At 57.6% G+C, this 18,073-nt stretch carries 20 protein-coding genes; 17 read left to right on the top strand and 3 right to left on the bottom strand.

Features of this window, described 5'->3' with window-relative positions; genetic code table 11:
• Positions 1-17: 17 nt before the first annotated feature.
• The 3 genes from secD to EDC28_RS06800 all read left to right on the top strand — a co-directional run bounded on the left by secD (position 18) and on the right by EDC28_RS06800 (position 3,187).
• On the top strand, positions 18-1,865 hold the full coding sequence (gene secD, locus EDC28_RS06810; protein WP_050657230.1) for a protein translocase subunit SecD: 1,848 nt from the start codon (positions 18-20) through the stop codon (positions 1,863-1,865).
• A gap of 9 nt (positions 1,866-1,874) precedes the next feature.
• Positions 1,875-2,819, top strand: a complete 945-nt coding sequence (gene secF / locus EDC28_RS06805; protein ID WP_050657231.1) for a protein translocase subunit SecF — start codon at positions 1,875-1,877, stop codon at positions 2,817-2,819.
• Positions 2,820-2,896: 77 nt separating this feature from the next.
• Positions 2,897-3,187 (top strand): hypothetical protein, encoded by a 291-nt coding sequence (locus EDC28_RS06800; RefSeq protein ID WP_050657232.1) that lies wholly within the window; start codon positions 2,897-2,899, stop codon positions 3,185-3,187.
• Positions 3,188-3,281: 94 nt separating this feature from the next.
• Here EDC28_RS06800 and EDC28_RS06795 read toward each other — a convergent pair whose 3' ends face one another.
• From EDC28_RS06795 to suhB, 3 genes are all read right to left on the bottom strand, one after another.
• A complete protein-coding gene (locus EDC28_RS06795) occupies positions 3,282-4,271 on the bottom strand; it encodes an IS481 family transposase (RefSeq protein ID WP_123421081.1) in 990 nt (329 codons plus the stop codon).
• Between the two features lie 262 nt (positions 4,272-4,533).
• On the bottom strand, positions 4,534-6,450 hold the full coding sequence (locus tag EDC28_RS06790) for an LTA synthase family protein (RefSeq protein WP_123421080.1): 1,917 nt from the start codon (positions 6,448-6,450) through the stop codon (positions 4,534-4,536).
• Between the two features lie 123 nt (positions 6,451-6,573).
• The gene (gene suhB / locus EDC28_RS06785) at positions 6,574-7,371 is read right to left on the bottom strand and encodes an inositol-1-monophosphatase (protein WP_050657236.1); all 798 of its coding nucleotides are present in this window, start codon (positions 7,369-7,371) and stop codon (positions 6,574-6,576) included.
• 141 nt (positions 7,372-7,512) lie between these two features.
• Between suhB and trmJ the strand changes: the two genes are divergently transcribed.
• The 14 genes from trmJ to EDC28_RS06715 all read left to right on the top strand — a co-directional run bounded on the left by trmJ (position 7,513) and on the right by EDC28_RS06715 (position 18,065).
• Positions 7,513-8,235, top strand: a complete 723-nt coding sequence (gene trmJ, locus EDC28_RS06780) for a tRNA (cytosine(32)/uridine(32)-2'-O)-methyltransferase TrmJ (RefSeq protein WP_050657237.1) — start codon at positions 7,513-7,515, stop codon at positions 8,233-8,235.
• A gap of 1 nt (position 8,236) precedes the next feature.
• Positions 8,237-9,049 carry a serine O-acetyltransferase gene (cysE, locus tag EDC28_RS06775; RefSeq protein ID WP_123421079.1) on the top strand — a complete coding sequence of 271 codons (813 nt, stop codon included), beginning with the start codon at positions 8,237-8,239 and terminating at the stop codon, positions 9,047-9,049.
• 89 nt (positions 9,050-9,138) lie between these two features.
• Positions 9,139-9,612: a Fe-S cluster assembly transcriptional regulator IscR gene (gene iscR, locus EDC28_RS06770; protein WP_050657239.1), complete on the top strand. Its 474-nt coding sequence runs from the start codon at positions 9,139-9,141 to the stop codon at positions 9,610-9,612.
• A 28-nt stretch (positions 9,613-9,640) separates the two neighbouring features.
• Positions 9,641-10,855: an IscS subfamily cysteine desulfurase gene (locus tag EDC28_RS06765; protein WP_050657240.1), complete on the top strand. Its 1,215-nt coding sequence runs from the start codon at positions 9,641-9,643 to the stop codon at positions 10,853-10,855.
• 18 nt (positions 10,856-10,873) lie between these two features.
• A complete protein-coding gene (gene iscU, locus EDC28_RS06760; RefSeq protein WP_050657241.1) occupies positions 10,874-11,260 on the top strand; it encodes a Fe-S cluster assembly scaffold IscU in 387 nt (128 codons plus the stop codon).
• Complete coding sequence (gene iscA / locus EDC28_RS06755; RefSeq protein ID WP_050657242.1) at positions 11,261-11,584, top strand: iron-sulfur cluster assembly protein IscA; 324 nt, start codon at positions 11,261-11,263, stop codon at positions 11,582-11,584.
• Positions 11,562-12,086, top strand: a complete 525-nt coding sequence (gene hscB / locus EDC28_RS06750) for a Fe-S protein assembly co-chaperone HscB (RefSeq protein ID WP_050657243.1) — start codon at positions 11,562-11,564, stop codon at positions 12,084-12,086. Before iscA ends, hscB begins: the two co-directional genes overlap by 23 nt.
• A gap of 14 nt (positions 12,087-12,100) precedes the next feature.
• Positions 12,101-13,963: a Fe-S protein assembly chaperone HscA gene (gene hscA / locus EDC28_RS06745; RefSeq protein WP_123421078.1), complete on the top strand. Its 1,863-nt coding sequence runs from the start codon at positions 12,101-12,103 to the stop codon at positions 13,961-13,963.
• Between the two features lies 1 nt (position 13,964).
• On the top strand, positions 13,965-14,303 hold the full coding sequence (gene fdx / locus EDC28_RS06740; protein WP_050657245.1) for an ISC system 2Fe-2S type ferredoxin: 339 nt from the start codon (positions 13,965-13,967) through the stop codon (positions 14,301-14,303).
• Positions 14,304-14,350: 47 nt separating this feature from the next.
• On the top strand, positions 14,351-14,554 hold the full coding sequence (iscX, locus tag EDC28_RS06735; protein WP_050657246.1) for a Fe-S cluster assembly protein IscX: 204 nt from the start codon (positions 14,351-14,353) through the stop codon (positions 14,552-14,554).
• A 113-nt stretch (positions 14,555-14,667) separates the two neighbouring features.
• Positions 14,668-15,099, top strand: a complete 432-nt coding sequence (ndk, locus tag EDC28_RS06730) for a nucleoside-diphosphate kinase (RefSeq protein WP_050657247.1) — start codon at positions 14,668-14,670, stop codon at positions 15,097-15,099.
• Positions 15,100-15,203: 104 nt separating this feature from the next.
• Complete coding sequence (gene rlmN, locus EDC28_RS06725) at positions 15,204-16,325, top strand: dual-specificity RNA methyltransferase RlmN (RefSeq protein ID WP_050657248.1); 1,122 nt, start codon at positions 15,204-15,206, stop codon at positions 16,323-16,325.
• Between the two features lie 58 nt (positions 16,326-16,383).
• Positions 16,384-17,136 carry a type IV pilus biogenesis/stability protein PilW gene (gene pilW, locus EDC28_RS06720; protein WP_170164050.1) on the top strand — a complete coding sequence of 251 codons (753 nt, stop codon included), beginning with the start codon at positions 16,384-16,386 and terminating at the stop codon, positions 17,134-17,136.
• A complete protein-coding gene (locus tag EDC28_RS06715; protein ID WP_123421077.1) occupies positions 17,136-18,065 on the top strand; it encodes a RodZ domain-containing protein in 930 nt (309 codons plus the stop codon). Before pilW ends, EDC28_RS06715 begins: the two co-directional genes overlap by 1 nt.
• Positions 18,066-18,073 lie beyond the last annotated feature (8 nt).

Here is an 18,073-nt window from a genome sequence, read left to right as displayed (position 1 = left end):
ACAGAAGGAAAGCTGGTGTGTTGAACAAATACCCGCTGTGGAAATACCTGATGCTGATCGTTGTGGTCGTCATCGGGTTCCTGTATGCGGCGCCAAACCTTTACGGTGAGGACCCTGCCATACAGGTTTCCGGGGTTCGTAGCGCTGTTGTCGACAACAGCACCCTGGACAAGGTGCGTGCAGCCCTCAAAGAAGACGGCATCACTGCCAAGTCTATCGCCGTTGAAAACGGCCTGCTCCTGGCCCGTTTCAGTGACACTGAAACCCAGCTAAAAGCCCAGGAAGTAGTGACCAAGGCCATGGGTGACGATTACAGCGTGGCGCTGAACCTGGCGCCCGCCACACCGGCCTGGTTGCGCGATGTGCATGCCAGCCCCATGAAGCTGGGTCTTGACCTGCGTGGCGGCGTGCACTTCTTGATGCAGGTGGACATGCCCGAGGCCATCACCAAGGCCGAGAACGACCTGCAGACCGATTTGCGCACCAACCTGCGTGAAGAAAAGCTGCGCTATACCGGTATTCGCCGCATCGGCGAGGGCAAAATCAAGGTCACTTTGCGTGACGACGAGACTGCCGAGCAAGCCGAGACTTTCCTCAAGAAAAGTGCCGGCACCGATTACCAGGTCGACCGTGACGGCAAAGATGTGGTGCTGACCCTCACCCCGACTCGCATCAAGGAAATTCGCGAGTACGCCCTTAGCCAGAACATCACCATCATCCGTAACCGGGTGAACGAGTTGGGTGTGGCAGAGCCTCTGGTGCAGCGCCAAGGCACCGACCGTATCCTGGTTGAACTGCCCGGCGTGCAGGACACCGCCCGCGCCAAAGAAATCTTGGGTGCTACCGCTACCCTGGAATTCCACCTGGTGGATACCCAGCACGACCTAGGTGATGCCCTGAACGGCCACGTACCGCCCGGCTCCGTGCTCTATAAGAGCCGTGACGGCCGCCCGGTGCTGGCTGAAAAACGCATCATGCTGACCGGTGACCATATTCAAGACGCCCAATCGGGCTTTGATGAATACCAGCGTCCCCAGGTCAACATCAAGCTCGATTCCCAAGGCGGCGACATGATGAGCCGCGCCACCAAGGACAACATCGGCAAGCCGATGGCCACGGTGTTTATCGAGTACAAACCAACCGGCGAGAAAGGCCCCGATGGCAAGCCGACCTTGAAAAAGGTTGAAGAAGTCATCCAGGTAGCGACCATTCAGGCGCGCCTGGGCCGCAGTTTCCGCATCACCGGTATCAACACCCCCCAAGAAGCCCACAACCTCTCTTTGCTGCTGCGTGCCGGTGCCCTGTTGGCACCCATCCAGATCGTGGAAGAGCGCACCGTTGGGCCGTCTTTGGGTGCCCAGAACATCCAGGACGGCATGAACTCCCTGATTTACGGTTCAATTGCCATCCTTATCTTCATGGCCATTTACTACCGCGCCTTCGGTTTGGTGGCGAACCTGGCCCTGGTGATGAACGTGGTGTTGATTGTCGGCATCATGTCCCTTATTCCGGGGGCCACCCTGACGCTGCCGGGTATCGCCGGTATCGTGTTGACGGTGGGGATGTCGGTGGATGCCAACGTACTGATATTCGAGCGTATTCGTGAAGAGCTGAACGCTGGTGTCGGGGTGCAAAAAGCCATTCATAACGGCTATTCCAACGCTTTGTCCACCATTGCCGACGCCAACATCACCACCATGATCACCGCCCTTATCCTGTTCGGTATCGGCTCCGGGCCTGTTAAAGGCTTCGCGGTGACCCTGGCCATCGGTATCTTGACCTCCATGTTTACCGCCATTGTCGGTACCCGTGCCGTCATCAACCTCATCTACGGCGGTCGCCGTGTTGAGAAGCTGTCCATCTAAGGAGACGTCATGCAGTTTTTTAATTTTAAAAGCGACGTCAACTTTATGAAGATGCGCCTGCCAGCGGCCATTTTGTCGCTGGTATTGGTCGCCTCTTCCATTGGCGTGTTGGTAGTCAAGGGCCTGAGCTGGGGCCTGGACTTTACCGGCGGTACCCTGATTGAGGTGAATTTTGCCCGTCCGGCAGACCTGGAAAAGGTGCGCAGCGAGCTGCAGCAAAGCGGTTTTGGCGAGCCCTCGGTGCAGTTTTTTGGCACCAGCCGTGACGTGCTTATTCGTATGCCTCCTCAGGACGAAGCCAAATCGTCTAGCCTGGGCGATCGCCTGGTGGCAAACCTCAAGGCTAAAAGCGGTGACGACGTTACCCTCAAACGTATCGAGTTCGTTGGCCCCTCTGTGGGTAATGAACTGGTAGAGCAGGGTGGCCTGGCTGTGTTTGTGGCACTGCTGTGTATCCTGCTGTACGTGTCGGTGCGGTTTGAGTGGAAACTGGCGCTAGGCTCGGTGGTGGCGCTCTTTCACGACGTGACCATCACCTTGGGCTTTTTCTCGCTGCTGGGTATCGAGTTTGACCTTACCGTTCTGGCAGCGGTGCTGACGGTGATCGGTTACTCCCTGAACGACACCATCGTGGTGTTTGACCGTATCCGGGAGAACTTTCGCAAAATGCGTAAAGGCACCCCGATTGAGATCACCAACAACGCCCTGACCTTTACCCTCAGCCGGACCATCATGACCTCCGCCACTACCCTGTTTGTGGTTATCGCCATCTTCGCGGTAGGCGGCCCGGTGATCCACGCCTTTGCGGCGGCGCTGCTGATGGGTATTACCGTTGGTACCTATTCTTCTATCTATGTGGCATCTGCCGTGGCGCTGAAAATGGGCCTGAGCAAAGAAGATTTGATGCCGACTGTAGTGGAAAAGGAAGGGGCCGACTTGGACCCGCTGCCTTAATTTGTAAGCAATTGATAAAAGGGGCCGATGGCCCCTTTTTCTTTGTTAGATTAGGCCTTTAACAAAGAGGGATCCCCATGAACGCAGTACGTTTTCTCCCTTTGCTGATGCTGGCCCTGGCCGGCTGCGCCCAGCAAGCCACCATCGATAGTCACGCCAACACCAAAGCAAAGGCCACCAACAAGGCCACTGCTGCCGCTAAGGCCGATGACAACAAACCGCATCTTATCTGCCAATTTACCAAGCCTCTGGGCAGCAACATCACCAAGCGCGTGTGCCGCACACCAGAAGAGATCAAAGCTGCCGAAGAACAAAGCCAAGAGGCGATGCGGCATATGGAACGGTCTAGTAATCAAACCCATCAGTAAAAAGCCGGCGAAAGCCGGTTTTTTATGCTCCACCAGTTTCTTCTTACGTTTAATTTGCAGGATATGTTGTTTTAAAGAGCAAATGTTAAGTCATTCAAATATTGAATAAGTAACTGTCAGGTCCCGGACGATTGACTGGTCTTATCCGAAATAACGCGGGTGACTCTTGGTAATACGCTTTGAGCTTATCCAGCGGTGTCATATGACTCAACGCTTTCTGTGGAATGAATTGATTGTATAGCCGCTGGTAGCGGTCCAGGGTGGCCGCCAAATCCTCGGCTGATGCGAAACGGTTTTCTTTCAGCAACACGGCGATGCGGCCGTTGAAGCGTTCAACCATGCCGTTGGTCTGTGGATGGCGAGGTTTGATGAGGCGGTGCTCTATCTGTTGGCCGGCACACACTTGGTCAAACCCATGCTCGCCGGTGGGCTCTCTCTGGCCGGTCGCGCAGAAGCGGTCAGTGAACTCCTTGCCGTTGTCGGTCAGCACGATACGGACTTTGAAGGGGGCCTGGCGGGTAAGATGGCTCAGGAAGCGGCTGGCCGAAGCAGCGGTCTTGTCTTTCATAACCTCCAGGTACACCCAGCGGGTGGCCCGGTCAATGGCGACGAACAGGTATTGGCGGCGCGTTTCATCGGGCATCTGCGGCAGGTACTTCACATCGACATGGACGTAGCCAGGTTCATAGTCCTTGAACGACTTGGGGGATGGCTTGGGCTCGGTGTCCGGCAGCAGCGCCTTGAGGTTGCCGACGCCGTTACGGCGCAGGCAGCGGTCCAGTGCCGACCGGGACAGCTCAGGGTAGATGAAGCGACGCACCACGGTCAGCAAGTCGTCGAGCGGCAAGAGCAGTGTCTTACGCAGCTCGACGATAAGCCATTCCTGTACCGGGTTGAGATGGGTTTGCAGGTTGTGGGCGGTGTGCGACCGGTCCTGCGCGCTATCGCGGTGCTTCCAGCGCCGGATGGTGGTTTCAGACACCCCCAGCTCCTTGGCCAAGGCCGCGACCGACTGGGTCGATTGTTGGATGTATTGTCGGACCTTGGGCGTGGTGGCCGCGTTAGCGTGCAATTTGATGTTCAACGAGCTGTTCCCTGAGTTGGTCAATAAAGCGTTCTAACCATCGGCATGATTTAAGCAGAGGATGACTACGGTTGTCTAACCAATCATCAGGGACCCAACAAGTAACCACGACTTCAACTTTGAATGGCGACGCAAAAACTCTTCGGAGTTTTGCCCAACTTGGGTAGGCGTGGTTTCTAATTGCATAGCCGACGATGAAAAAGGACCTTCAAAGGTCCTCTTTTTTAGAGTAAAACCATCTCCTAAGGAGGTGATTATCGTTTCAGGGCTTGGCTGCCAGTTGCAGTTTTTCGGCCTGACGTTGCGAGACTTGGGCGTAATAACCCTGGCGGTAGGCAATGCTGGGCCAAAGGGCAAGAGCCAGGGCGTCTTTAGTCTCTTTTGAAGATAGCTGGGGCTGGGCAAGCAGCTGACCGCCCTGATAGCGGTATTGCTCCGGCGCTTTGTTAAAGCGCAGTACTGTCAGCAAGTCTCCCTTCAAATATCCAAAGGTGTCGCCGTACTGCATCAAGGCGCGATCGGGGCTGTGGCGGGTGAGATCTTGCCCCAGCATGGGGTTGGCGCTGCTGATCCCCGCCAAAGACAGCAGGGTAGGGGCCATGTCGACCTGGCTGACGATGCGCTCATCCTGGCGGGGCGCAACGCCCTTACCGAGGATTAGCGCTGGGATATGAAAGTGCGGCACCGGCACAGCATTGGCGCCATACACCCGCGAGTCGTGGTCGGCCACCACCAAAAAGACGGTGTTGTCCCAATAAGCCTGGGTCTTGGCTTTGGCAAAGAATTGGCCGATGGCCCAATCGGCATAGCGGGCGCCGTTGGCGCGGCTGGCCGGGTCGCCCTGGGGCTGGATGCGGCCTTTGGGATATTCATAAGGGCTGTGGTTGGACACCGAAAAGGCCACGGTCAGGGTCGGCTGACGGTCTTGGCTCAGCAGGTTATCCAACTCGCGGAACATGTCTTCGTCGCTGGCGCCCCAGGAGCCGACAAAAGTGGGGTTGGTGAACTTGGCCCGGTCATGGATTTCGTCAAAGCCGTTCCCCAGGAAGAAGTTCTTCATGTTGTCAAAATGGGATTCACCGCCATAGACAAAGCGGCTGTGATACCCGTACTGCTTTAAAAGGCTCGCCAGGGTGAAGAAGCCGCTCTGGGCTCTGGGCAGCTTTAATACCGCTCGCGCCGGTGTGGGATAAAAGCCGGTGGTGAGCGCCTCAAGGCCCCGCACTGAGCGGGTGCCGGTGGCATAAGCCTGCTTGAACCACCAGCCTTCGCCCGCCAGTTTGTCGAGATTGGGGGTCAAGTCTTGCCCGCCGAGGCTACCCACAAATTGGGCGCCCAGGGATTCCTCGACAATCATCACGATATTAAGCGGCTTGGCCGGAGCATGGCTGGCCTGCTGATAATGCAGGCTCGGCATGGCCGGGTCTTGGGCATTGGGGCTTAGCCCTGCCAGGGTGCGGACTCGTCGAATCACTTCTTGCTGGTCCATCTTGCCGTAGGCGCCGCCGGCAAAGCTCTCGTTTTTAAGCTGATAAGCGGCAAAAGCGGTGCTGTAGAAGGAATCTAGCGCCAGGGTATTGACCAGTCTGTCATCACTGAAGGCCACCAGCGAGGGGTTGATGGGCCTGTGTTCCAGCGTGCCGCGCGCCGCTAAAAAGCAAAGCAGAAACAGTGCCACCGAACCGCCGATGCGCCCTGCCCATGGCAAAGCCCTAGCGTCGGTTTTAACCGGCAAGGCTTTCACGGCCAGCCAGGCCACCAGTGCCAGCAGGATAAAACTGACGGCCAATACTCCTTTGTAACCTTCCCAGAGCATGGCAAAGACTTCATGGGGGCTGACCAGGTATTCAAAGAACAAGCGGTTGGGACGGGTATCGTATTCGAGGATGAACTGCGGCGTGGCTATCTCCATAAAGGCCAGTGCAAAAAAGCACAACCGATACCACCAGGCGGCAAAGACAGTGGGCCAGCGGCGATGGCCAAGCCAGCAAGATAGCAGCAGCGGGATGAGGCAAAGCAGCGCCAGCAGGCTAAGGTCGATGCGCCAGCCTCCCAGGATAACCGGCCACAGGCCGCCGGCAGCCTCGACGCGGGGCCAGAGCCACAGGGCAAGGCCAAGGCGGCTAAGGGTTAACAGGGTTAGGGAAGCAAGGATAAAACGCAGCGACAATGAACGCATGGCAGGGCTCGATAGAACAGCGAGCGTGCATTGGATAGGGCGAATCTTAAGAATAAATTAAGAAGGTTGTTATAAAGTAAAAAGCCGCTCAATTGAGCGGCTTTTTTGTGACGACACAATAACTTATTTGGCGATTGCGTCGGTCAGCAGCGGCTTGATGGTGCCCAGCAGGGCCGGCAGCATCCGCGCCGGGGCAGCAACAATGTTACCGCTCTTGAAGTAGTCGTGGCCGCCGGAAAAATCGGTAACAATGGCGCCGGCTTCACGGGCGATAAGTTCGCCTGCGGCGATGTCCCAGGGCTTGAGGCCCAGCTCGAAGAAACCGTCAATACGGCCAGCGGCCAGGTAGCTAAGGTCCAGAGCGGCAGAGCCGCTGCGGCGCACGTCGGCAGCTTTTTCAAAGATGGCGGTAAACAGGGCCATGTAGCTGTTGTAGTGCTGACGCTGTTTGAAGGGCAGGCCGGTGGCCAGGATGGTTCCGTTCAGTTCTTTAACGGCCGATACCCGCAGGCGCTTGCCGTTGAGCTGGGCGCCCATGCCGCGGCTGGCAGTGAAGATCTCGCCACGAATGGGGTCAAAAACCACGGCTTGTTCGGTTTTGCCTTTGACGCGCAGGGCGATAGAGACGCAGAAATGCGGAATGCCGCGCAGGAAGTTGGTGGTGCCATCCAGAGGATCGATCACCCACTGGTAGTCGCTTTCACCTTGAGCACCGCCTTCTTCGCCCACAAAAGCGTGGTCAGGGTAAGACTTCTTGATGGTATCAATGATGAGGCGCTCAGCCTCTTTGTCTATGTTGGTTACCCAGTCATTGGTACCTTTTACCTGAGCTTCAATCTTCTCAGGTTGCTCGAAAGACTTTGCGACAAAGGTGCCGGCAGCACGCGCAGCGCGTACCGCGATATTCAGCATCGGATGCATAAGCGACTCACCAATTGAAAAAGAACGGGCCGGAAATGGCGGGCGCGAATTCTAGCAAGGGTAGGAGGAAAAGAAAAGCGGCGCTGCTCAAATTTGCTTGTGGTACACTGCCTCTCCTTTTCCGACTGCTGCACTCAGGTAATGTTAGACAAGGTCCGTATCGTACTGGTGGGTACCACCCATTCTGGCAACATTGGTTCCGTTGCCCGCGCCATGAAAACCATGGGTTTATCCCGTCTTTATCTGGTCGACCCCCAATGTGAGGTGGACGGTCAGGCATCGGCCCTGGCTGCTGGCGCTACCGATGTGCTGCGCGATGTCACCATCGTTCCTACCTTGCTTGATGCCATTGGTGGCTGCGCCCTGGTGGCTGGCACCAGTGCCCGCTCCCGCACCTTGCCCTGGCCCATGTTAAGCCCCCGCGAACTGGGTGAAAAAGCCCAACTCGAAGGCCAGCAAGGGGAGGTGGCGTTTGTTTTTGGCCGCGAGCGTAGCGGCCTGACCAACGACGAGCTGCAGCAGTGCCATTTTCATGTCTGCATCGATGCCAACCCCGAATACAGCTCGCTAAACCTAGCCCAGGCCGTGCAGATCCTTTGCTATGAAATGCGCATGGCCTATTTAAGCGCTGCCCCAAAGGCCGACGAGCTGGACCAAACGGTCTATCCCCCTGCCGAGGCAATGGAGGGCTTTTACCAGCACCTGGAACAGGCGCTTGATCACAGCGGTTTCCTTATCAAGGCTCACCAAGGCAAGGTGATGGAAAAGCTGCGCTGCCTCTTTACCCGTACCCGCCCCGACGAGCACGAGCTCAACATTCTGCGCGGTATCCTTTCTTCTGTTTTGCGCCTCAAGAGAGACTGATATGGGGATCTGGCAACGAATCAAAGAAGACATCGACAGCGTATTCGACCGCGACCCGGCGGCCCGCAACGCCTTTGAGGTCTTTACCAGCTACCCGGGCCTCCATGCTGTGTGGTGGCACCGCATTGCCCATTGGCTTTGGCAGCGCAACGCCAAATGGCTGGCAAGGGCAGTGTCCAACACCAATCGCTTTTTGACCGGTATCGAGATCCACCCCGGCGCCCGCATTGGCCGGCGTTTCTTTATCGACCACGGCATGGGCGTGGTGATTGGCGAAACAGCCGAGATTGGCGACGACTGCACCCTCTATCACGGGGTTACCCTCGGCGGCACTTCCTGGAAGGCCGGTAAGCGCCACCCCACCTTGGGTAACGGGGTGGTGATTGGCGCCGGTGCCAAGGTGCTGGGGCCGTTGATGATTGGCGACAACGCCCGCATCGGCTCCAACGCCGTGGTTATCAAGGACGTACCAGCCGGCGCTACCGCCATCGGTATTCCGGGCCGCATTGTGGCGCAGCAGGATTTTCACACCTCAGAGCAGCGCCAGATGATGGCCAAAAAATACGGTTTTGACGCTTACGCCGTCTCCCAGGACAACCCCGACCCGGTGGCCAAGGCCATCGGCGCGCTGCTCGACCATGTCCATGTCATGGACTCCAAATTCTCCACCATGTGCAAAGCCATCAACGATTTGGGCGGCAATGTGTGTGAGAAGGAACTGCCCCAACTGGATCTGGAAGAATTTGCCGGTGACGAGAAAGAAGCCGCCGACAAACGCCATAAGGATCTGGAGCGGTTCGACCCCAGTATTTAACGATGAGGCCAATCGGCCTCGCTAATAGTTGACCAATTTAGTCAGGTTTGGGAAAATAGCCCCATCATTCACTAAGGCCGGTTGTACTGATGAGACTGACATCCAAAGGACGTTACGCCGTCACCGCCATGCTTGACTTGGCGCTGCACGCCGACGAAGGCCCTGTTTCGCTCGCCGATATTTCCGAGCGCCAGGGGATCTCGTTGTCCTATCTGGAGCAGCTTTTCTCTCGGCTGCGTCGCCAGGACCTGGTGTCCAGCGTACGTGGCCCCGGCGGTGGTTATCGCCTGGGCAAGGAACTTGACCAGATAAGCGTGGGCCAGGTGATCCTGGCCGTCGACGAGTCCGTCGATGCCACCAAGTGTCAAGGCAAGGCTGACTGCCATGGAGGTAGTCAGTGTTTGACCCACTCGTTGTGGTCAAACTTGAGCGATCAAATCAGCCATTTCTTAGATGGTATTACCCTGGCTGACCTGGTTGCCCGCAAGGAAATTCGTAAGGTGGCCACCCGTCAGGAAAGCCGCCATCAAAAAGACAGCATAACCGTGCAATGCCAATTGTGAGCGTGGCGAGGCAGTAACGGAGAACGCAATGAAGCTTCCAATCTATCTGGATTACGCGGCCACTACCCCGGTAGACCCCCGCGTTGCAGAAAAAATGATGCAATACCTGACGATGGACGGTTATTTCGGTAACCCCGCGTCTCGGTCCCACCGTTTCGGCTGGCAAGCCGAAGAGGCGGTAGAAGAGGCCCGTGCCAACATCGCCGACCTGATCGGTGCCGACCCCCGTGAAATCGTATTCACCTCCGGCGCCACCGAATCCGACAACCTGGCCATCAAAGGCGCAGCCCACTTCTACCAGAAAAAGGGCAAGCACATCATTACCTCCAAGATTGAGCACAAGGCCGTTCTGGATACTTGCCGTCAGCTCGAGCGCGAAGGCTTCGAGGTAACCTACCTGGTGCCCAACGAAGACGGCCTGCACCCGGTTGAGCAAATTGAAGGCGCTTTGCGCGATGACACCGTGCTGGTGTCTCTCATGCACGTGAACAACGAGCTGGGCGTCATTCAGGACGTGGCTGCTATCGGCGAGCTGTGCCGCAGCAAAGGCGTGATCTTCCACGTCGACGCCGCCCAGAGCGCTGGTAAGATCCCGGTTGATCTCAACGAACTTAAAATCGACCTGATGTCCCTTTCCGGCCACAAAATGTATGGCCCCAAAGGTATCGGTGCCCTATATGTGCGCCGCAAGCCCCGCATCCGCATCGAAGCCCAAACCCATGGTGGCGGCCACGAGCGCGGTATGCGCTCCGGCACCCTGGCGACCCACCAGATCGTGGGCATGGGCGAAGCCGCCCGCATTGCCAAGGCAGAGCTGGCCGCTGAAGGCGAGCGCATCAGCGCCCTTCGCAACAAGCTTTGGGAAGGGGTTAAAGATATCGAAGAAGTGCACCTCAACGGCACTTTGGACCGTCACGTGCCCGGCATCATCAACATCAGCTTCAACTTTGTTGAAGGCGAATCTCTGATGATGGCCCTTAAAGACCTGGCCGTGTCGTCTGGGTCTGCCTGTACTTCCGCGAGCCTTGAGCCGTCTTACGTGCTGCGCGCCATCGGCCGTAACGACGAACTGGCCCACAGCTCCATTCGCTTTTCCATCGGCCGCTTCACTACCGAAGAGGACGTCGACTACACCATCAGCTGTGTGAAAGACGCCATTGGCCGCCTGCGCGAAATGTCGCCGCTGTGGGAAATGTACAAAGACGGTGTCGACCTCGAATCGGTCGCCTGGGTCGCTCACTAAGATTTAAGGAGCCTTATCATGGCATACAGTGAAAAGGTCATTGACCACTACGAAAACCCCCGCAACGTGGGCTCTTTCGACAAGAACGATCCCAGCATTGCTACCGGTATGGTCGGCGCTCCGGCTTGTGGCGACGTAATGAAGCTGCAGCTGAAGATCAACGACGACGGCATCATCGAAGACGCCAAATTCAAGACCTACGGTTGCGGCAGCGCCATTGCCTCCAGCTCCCTGGTAACAGAGTGGGTTAAGGGCAAGTCCATCGCCGAAGCCGAGACCTTGAAAAACACCTCCATCGCCGAAGAACTGGCGCTGCCCCCGGTGAAAATTCACTGCTCCATCCTCGCCGAAGACGCCATCAAGGCCGCCATCGCCGACTACAAGAGCAAGAAGGGGCTGGCATAAATGGCCATTACCTTGACCGAGACAGCCGCCAAACGGGTTTCGACCTTCCTGGCCAATCGCGGCAAGGGGGTGGGCGTGCGCCTGGGCGTGCGTACCACCGGCTGTAGTGGCCTGGCTTATGTGCTGGAGTTTGTAGACGATACCAATACCGACGACGAGATCTTCGAAGATCACGGCGTCAAGGTGATTGTCGACCAGAAGAGCCTGGTGTATCTCGACGGCACCGAGTTGGATTTCGTCAAGGAAGGCCTCAACGAAGGCTTCCAGTTCAACAATCCCAACACCAAAGGGGAGTGTGGCTGTGGCGAGTCCTTCACCGTCTAACCACTTTGCGCTCTTTGATCTGCCCGAAGGGTTTGAACTGGACAAGGATGAGCTGGCCAGCCGCTATCGTCGGCTGGCAGCCGCCCTGCATCCTGACCGTTTTGCCTCCGGCTCTGAGCGCGACCGCGCTCAAGCCTTGGCCAAAACGGCATTGCTGAACGACGCCTTCGACACCCTGCGCCACGCTACCCGCCGCGCCGAATACCTGCTGAGTCTTAATGGCCTCGAACTGGCCGATGAAAGCCGTACCCTCAAGGACACGGCTTTTTTGATGCAGCAGATGGAATGGCGCGAAGCCCTGATGGACGTGGAAGATGCCGACGGCATCGACACCATGCGCAAAACCATCCTGGCGGCCCGGGCCGAGCTTCATCAGGAATTTGCCGCCCAATACGGGCAGCAGGATTTTGACACGGCCGCCGACACCGTTCGCAAGCTCAAGTTTGTGGACAAAATGCTGATCGAAATTGAGCGGCTGGAAGAATCCCTGCTCGACTACTGACATAGCGAACCTTCATGGCATTACTTCAGATCGCGGAACCCGGTCAAAGCGCCGCCCCTCACGAGCATCGCCTGGCGGTGGGCATTGATCTTGGTACCACCAATTCGCTGGTTGCGGCTGTACGCAGCGGCACCGCCGTTACCCTTAAAGACGAAAACGCCAGGGCCATTTTGCCTTCCGCCGTGCATTACGGTGCCGAGCGCCTGGTTGGGGTAGAGGCCAAAGCCAAGGCGGCGGCGGACCCTGAAAACACCCTTATTTCCGTCAAACGCTTTATGGGCCGCTCCCTTGAGGACATCCAAAAGCGCTATCCCAAACTGCCCTATCGTTTCAGCGCCACCGAAAACGGCCTGCCGCGCATCGAAACGGCCCAGGGCCCGAAGAACCCCATCGAGGTGTCTTCCCATATCCTTGCCGCGCTAAAAGAGCGTGGCGAAGCCGCCCTTGGTGGCGATCTGATGGGCGCCGTTATCACCGTGCCCGCCTACTTTGACGACGCCCAGCGCCAGGCCACCAAAGATGCCGCTGAGCTTACCGGTCTCAAGGTGCTGCGCCTTCTAAACGAACCAACCGCCGCTGCCGTGGCTTATGGCCTGGACTCTGGCCAGGAGGGGGTGATCGCCGTTTACGATTTGGGCGGCGGCACCTTTGATATCTCGATTTTGCGCCTCTCCAAAGGGGTGTTCGAAGTGCTGGCCACCGGCGGTGATACTGCCCTTGGCGGCGACGATTTCGACCACGCCATCGTCGATTGGCTGCGCAGCGAATGGCAACTGGCCGACAAGTTGGGGGTTGTGGCTGAGCGGGCACTGCTGTCTGCCGCTTGTGACGCCAAAGAGACCCTTACCGATGTGCCGAGCACCACCCTGGCGCTGACCCTTGAGGGGCTGCAATATCAGGCCGAGCTTAGCCGTGAGCAGTTCGATGCCCTGATTGAGCCCCTGGTTAAACGCACTTTACTGGCCTGCCGGCGCGCTGTGCGCGACGCCGACGTGGAACTTGGCGAGGTGCAGCAGGTGGTGATGGTTGGGGGCTCGACTCGGGTGCCGCGGGTACGCAGCGCCGTGGGCGAATTCTTCGGCCAGCAGCCGCTAACCAGCATCAACCCCGACGAAGTGGTGGCCATCGGTGCCGCCATTCAGGCCGATATCCTGGTCGGCAACAAGCCCGACAGCGAACTGCTGCTGCTGGACGTCATCCCCCTTTCTTTGGGGCTGGAAACCATGGGCGGCTTGGTGGAAAAAATCGTACCCCGTAACACCACCATTCCGGTGGCGCGGGCCCAGGAATTTACCACCTTCAAAGACGGTCAAAGCGCCATGGCCATCCATGTGCTGCAAGGGGAGCGGGAGATGGTGAAAGACTGCCGCTCTCTGGCTCGTTTCGTGCTGACCGACATTCCGCCCATGGCCGCTGGCGCTGCCCATATCCGGGTGACCTTCCAGGTGGATGCCGACGGCCTGCTGTCGGTCACCGCCATGGAAAAATCCACCGGCCATCAGACCAGCATCCAGGTCAAGCCGTCCTACGGCTTGTCTGACACCGAAGTGGCGGACATGATCCAAGACGCCATGGCCAATGCCAAAGAAGATATGGCGGCGCGGATGCTGGCCGAGCAGCAAGTGGAAGCGCGCCGGGTCAATGAAGCACTGATGGCCGCCCTGGCCGCCGACGGTAGCCGCCTGCTGGACGCCGATGAGCAAAATGCTATTTTGGCGGCGCTCGATACCCTGGCCGATGTGGCCCGGGGCACCGACCCCGACGCCATCAAGAACGCCATTGAAGCGGTGGACAAGGCCAGCGAGCAGTTCGCTGCCCGCCGCATGGATGACAGTATTCGTAAGGCCCTGGCCGGCCATAATGTAGACGAGGTGTAAGATGCCCAAGATTGTATTTCTGCCCCACGCCGAACTGTGCCCTGAGGGCCTGGCGGTGGACGCGGCCAAGGGCGAGAGCATTCTCGATGTGGCCCTCAAGCACGGCATCGAGATTGAGCATGCCTGCGAGAAATCCTGTGCCTGCACCACCTGCCATGTGATAGTCCGTGAAGGCTTTGACTCTTTGGAAGAGTCCGACGAACTGGAAGACGACATGCTGGACAAGGCCTGGGGCCTGGAGCCCGAATCCCGCCTGTCTTGCCAGGCGAGGGTCGCCGATGACGACCTGGTGGTGGACATTCCCAAGTACACCATCAACCTGGCTCGCGAAGAACACTGACAAAAGGCGCCTTGGGCGCCTTTTTTACTGCAGCGAAGGAGAACACCATGGGCCTGAAGTGGACAGACACCCAAGCCATAGGGGAAGCGCTCTATGACCGTGACCCACAACTGGATCCGAAATCGGTGCGTTTTACCGACATGCACCAGTGGATCTGTGAACTGGACGACTTCGACGACGATCCGCAGGGTTCCAACGAGCGCATTCTCGAGGCCATTTTCATGGTCTGGCTGGACGAATTCGACGGTTAATGGCGTATTCGACAACTTGTCATGGGCCTGACATTTCCAGTTGCGATAACTTGGCTTATACTATGCGGCCATTTTAGAACCCTAAACCCTAATTTTGTTGAGGACGGAGCCCCATGGCTGTTCAACGTACCATCTCCATTATCAAGCCTGACGCTGTTGCCAAGAACGTGATCGGCGCCATCTACAACCGTTTTGAGACCACCGGTCTGAAAATCGTTGCCGCCAAGATGCTGCACCTGTCCCGCGAACAGGCTGAAGGTTTCTACGCCGAGCACAAAGAGCGTCCCTTCTTCAAAGCCCTGGTTGATTTCATGACCTCCGGCCCTGTCATGGTGCAAGTGCTGGAAGGCGAAAACGCCGTCCTGAAAAACCGCGAAATCATGGGCGCTACCAACCCGGCTCAAGCCCTGGCCGGCACCCTGCGCGCTGACTACGCTGCCAGCATCGACGAAAACGCCGTGCACGGCTCTGACTCTGAAGAGTCCGCGGCCCGCGAAATCGCCTACTTCTTTACCGAAACTGAAGTTTGCGCCCGCACTCGCTAAGATTGCGCGCATCTTGTCACAAAGGGGGGCTTTGCCCCCCTTTGTTGTATTGCTTGTAAACTGTACAATGCCGGCCCTTGAGCCGTTGTAACCGAGGTCATGCCATGAGCGAAGGCAAAATCAACCTGTTGGACTTGAGCCGCAAGGAACTGCGCGACTTTTTCGCCGAGATGGACGAAAAGCCGTTCCGTGCCGAGCAGGTCATGAAGTGGATCTATCACTTCGGGGTCGACAACTTCGATGACATGACCAACATCAACAAGGTGCTTCGCAATAAGCTCAAAGAGCGTTGCGTCATTGAAGCGCCCATTATTTCCCAGGAGCAGCGCTCTTCTGACGGCACCATCAAGTGGGCGCTCACCGTCTCGGGCGGCCAGGAAGTGGAAGCTGTTTATATCCCGGAAAAAGACCGCGCCACCCTGTGTGTCTCCTCCCAGGTGGGCTGCGCCCTGGAATGCACCTTCTGCTCTACCGCTCAGCAAGGCTTTAACCGCAACCTCAAGGTCAGCGAGATCATCGGCCAAGTGTGGCGTGCCGCCAAAGTGCTGGGCCCACAAGGCAACTCCAACGTCAAACCCATCACCAACGTGGTGATGATGGGGATGGGCGAACCACTTTTGAACATGGCCAACGTGGTGCCGGCCATGGAGCTGATGCTGGACGACCTCGGCTATGGCCTCTCCAAGCGCCGGGTAACCCTGTCCACCTCCGGCGTGGTGCCGGCGCTGGACAAACTGGGCGACATGATAGATGTGGCGCTGGCCATCAGCCTGCACGCCCCTACCGATGAGCTGCGCAACGAGATTGTGCCCATCAACAAGAAGTACAACATCGAGACCTTCCTGACCTCGGTGCGCGGCTACCTGGCGAAATCCAACGCCAACCAGGGGCGGGTCACCGTGGAGTACGTGATGCTCGATCACGTCAACGATTCCACCGATCAGGCCCATGAGCTGGCCAAGTGCCTTAAAGACACTCCGGCCAAAATCAACCTTATTCCCTGGAACCCCTTCCCGGGCGCGCCTTATGGCCGCAGCTCCAATTCCCGCATCGACCGTTTTTCCAAGGTGCTGATGGAATACGGCTTTACCGTCATCGTCCGTAAGACCCGCGGTGACGATATCGACGCCGCCTGTGGCCAGTTGGCCGGTGAGGTGGTAGACCGCACCAAGCGGGTTTTGAAAAAACAGATGCAAGGGCCGGGTATTTCAGTAAAAATGGTGTGAAATCTCAACAGATTACACAGGCTTGATTATGGCGCATCGCCGCACTCGACTCTTCACCGTGACACTCCTGTTACTGGCTGTTGGGGGCTGTGTTACCCAGACCTACGACGGCCAGGGCAACCCGGTCAGCACCAAAGAGTTCGACCCTAAAGCCGCCGCCAAATCCCGCATGCAACTGGGCCTTGCTTACCTTCGTAGTGGTGACTCGGCCCAGGCAAAAATGAACCTGCTCAAAGCCCAGGAATATGCACCCGACATGCCGGACGTGTATTACAGCCTGGGTTATTACTATCAGAGCGTTGGCGAAACCAGCGACGCCGAAGAGGCCTATCGTCGCGCTATCAGCCTTGACCCTGACAACGGCGAAGCCCTCAATAACTTTGGCGCCTTCCTGTGCGGTATCGGCCGTTACGAAGACGCCATTCCCTATTTCCTCAAAGCGGTAAAGGCCAAGGGCTACATCAAAATAGCCGGAGCCTACGAGAATGCCGCTACCTGTTCGCGCCTTGAAGGCAACATCGGCAAAGCCGAGCAATATTACGCCAGCGCCCTAAGCCACGACGGCCGCCGCGCCAGCTCGCTACTGGGCATGTCGGAAGTGCTGTACGACAAAGCAGACTACTCGGGAGCCAAGGGCTACCTGCAGCGTTTTGAAAAAGTGGCCAGACCCAACCCGCAAAGCTTATTTCTTGGCCTAAAAGTCGCCAAAGCAACCGGAGATCGGCAGGGCGTTCAGCAATATGGTGAGGAACTTATTTCAAAATTCCCTGACTCACCATTCAGCCAACAATACCGGAGTAACAAATTCTGATGGCAGAACCAAGCGAAGACCAAATCACGCTTAGTGCCGGCCAGCGTTTAAGACAGGCCCGCGAACAGCGGGGTTGGACATTGGATAACGTCGCCAAGCGACTGAACCTGCGTGCCTCGGTGGTCGAAAAACTCGAACAAGACGACTACGACACCGCCTCTCCCGCGACCTACACCAAAGGCTATATCCGCGCCTATTGCCGGCTTTTGGAGCTGGACGAGAAAATCGTGTTGGCAGAACTCAGCAGCGATCGCCTCAAAAGCCAGACCGAAAGCAACATGCAGAGTTTTTCCAAGCGCACCACCCGGCAAAAATCCGAGAACTGGCTGACCCTTATCACCTGGCTAATCGGCCTGGGATTTGTGGCCATGCTGATTTATTTTGGCTACCAGCAAGCCACCAGCGGCAGCTCTATCGTCAATAAAAGTACGGCACCGGCCACCACCAACAGTGCCGCCATCGCGCCGTCTGGGAGCAACAGCACACCTGCGGCCACGGCTACCGACGACGACGGCGTCGACCTTGGCCAGGGCAGCAGTGATACCCCCGAGCAAGAGCCACAAGACAGCGCTCCGCCTCCGCAGCAGGGTCTCAACCCGGCGCCGGTGCAAAACAGCACTGCCGGTAGCGCCGCGCCCTCACAAACGGCAGCGGCCGAGGCTGCGCCGACAGGCACCCAATCCCAAACCCAGACGCTTGAGATCTCCTTTAAAGGCGATTGTTGGGTTAGAATCGAGGATGCCAGTGGCAAGAGGGTACTGGAAGGGGTGAAAACCGCCGGTCAGTCTTTTACCCTCGATGCCGCCGCGCCCTATACCCTAAGGTTGGGTGCCCCTGAGATGGTAACTGTCCAATACCAGGGCCAACCCGTTGATTTATCGGGCTTCAGAGCCGGCCGCCTTGCCAAGCTGACTCTGCCCCAAAACTAAGGTCGAGT

It is taken from the genome of Gallaecimonas pentaromativorans, from assembly GCF_003751625.1.
In the GTDB taxonomy this organism is placed as follows: domain Bacteria; phylum Pseudomonadota; class Gammaproteobacteria; order Enterobacterales; family Gallaecimonadaceae; genus Gallaecimonas; species Gallaecimonas pentaromativorans.
This window is presented reverse-complemented; position numbering and strand designations above follow the sequence as displayed.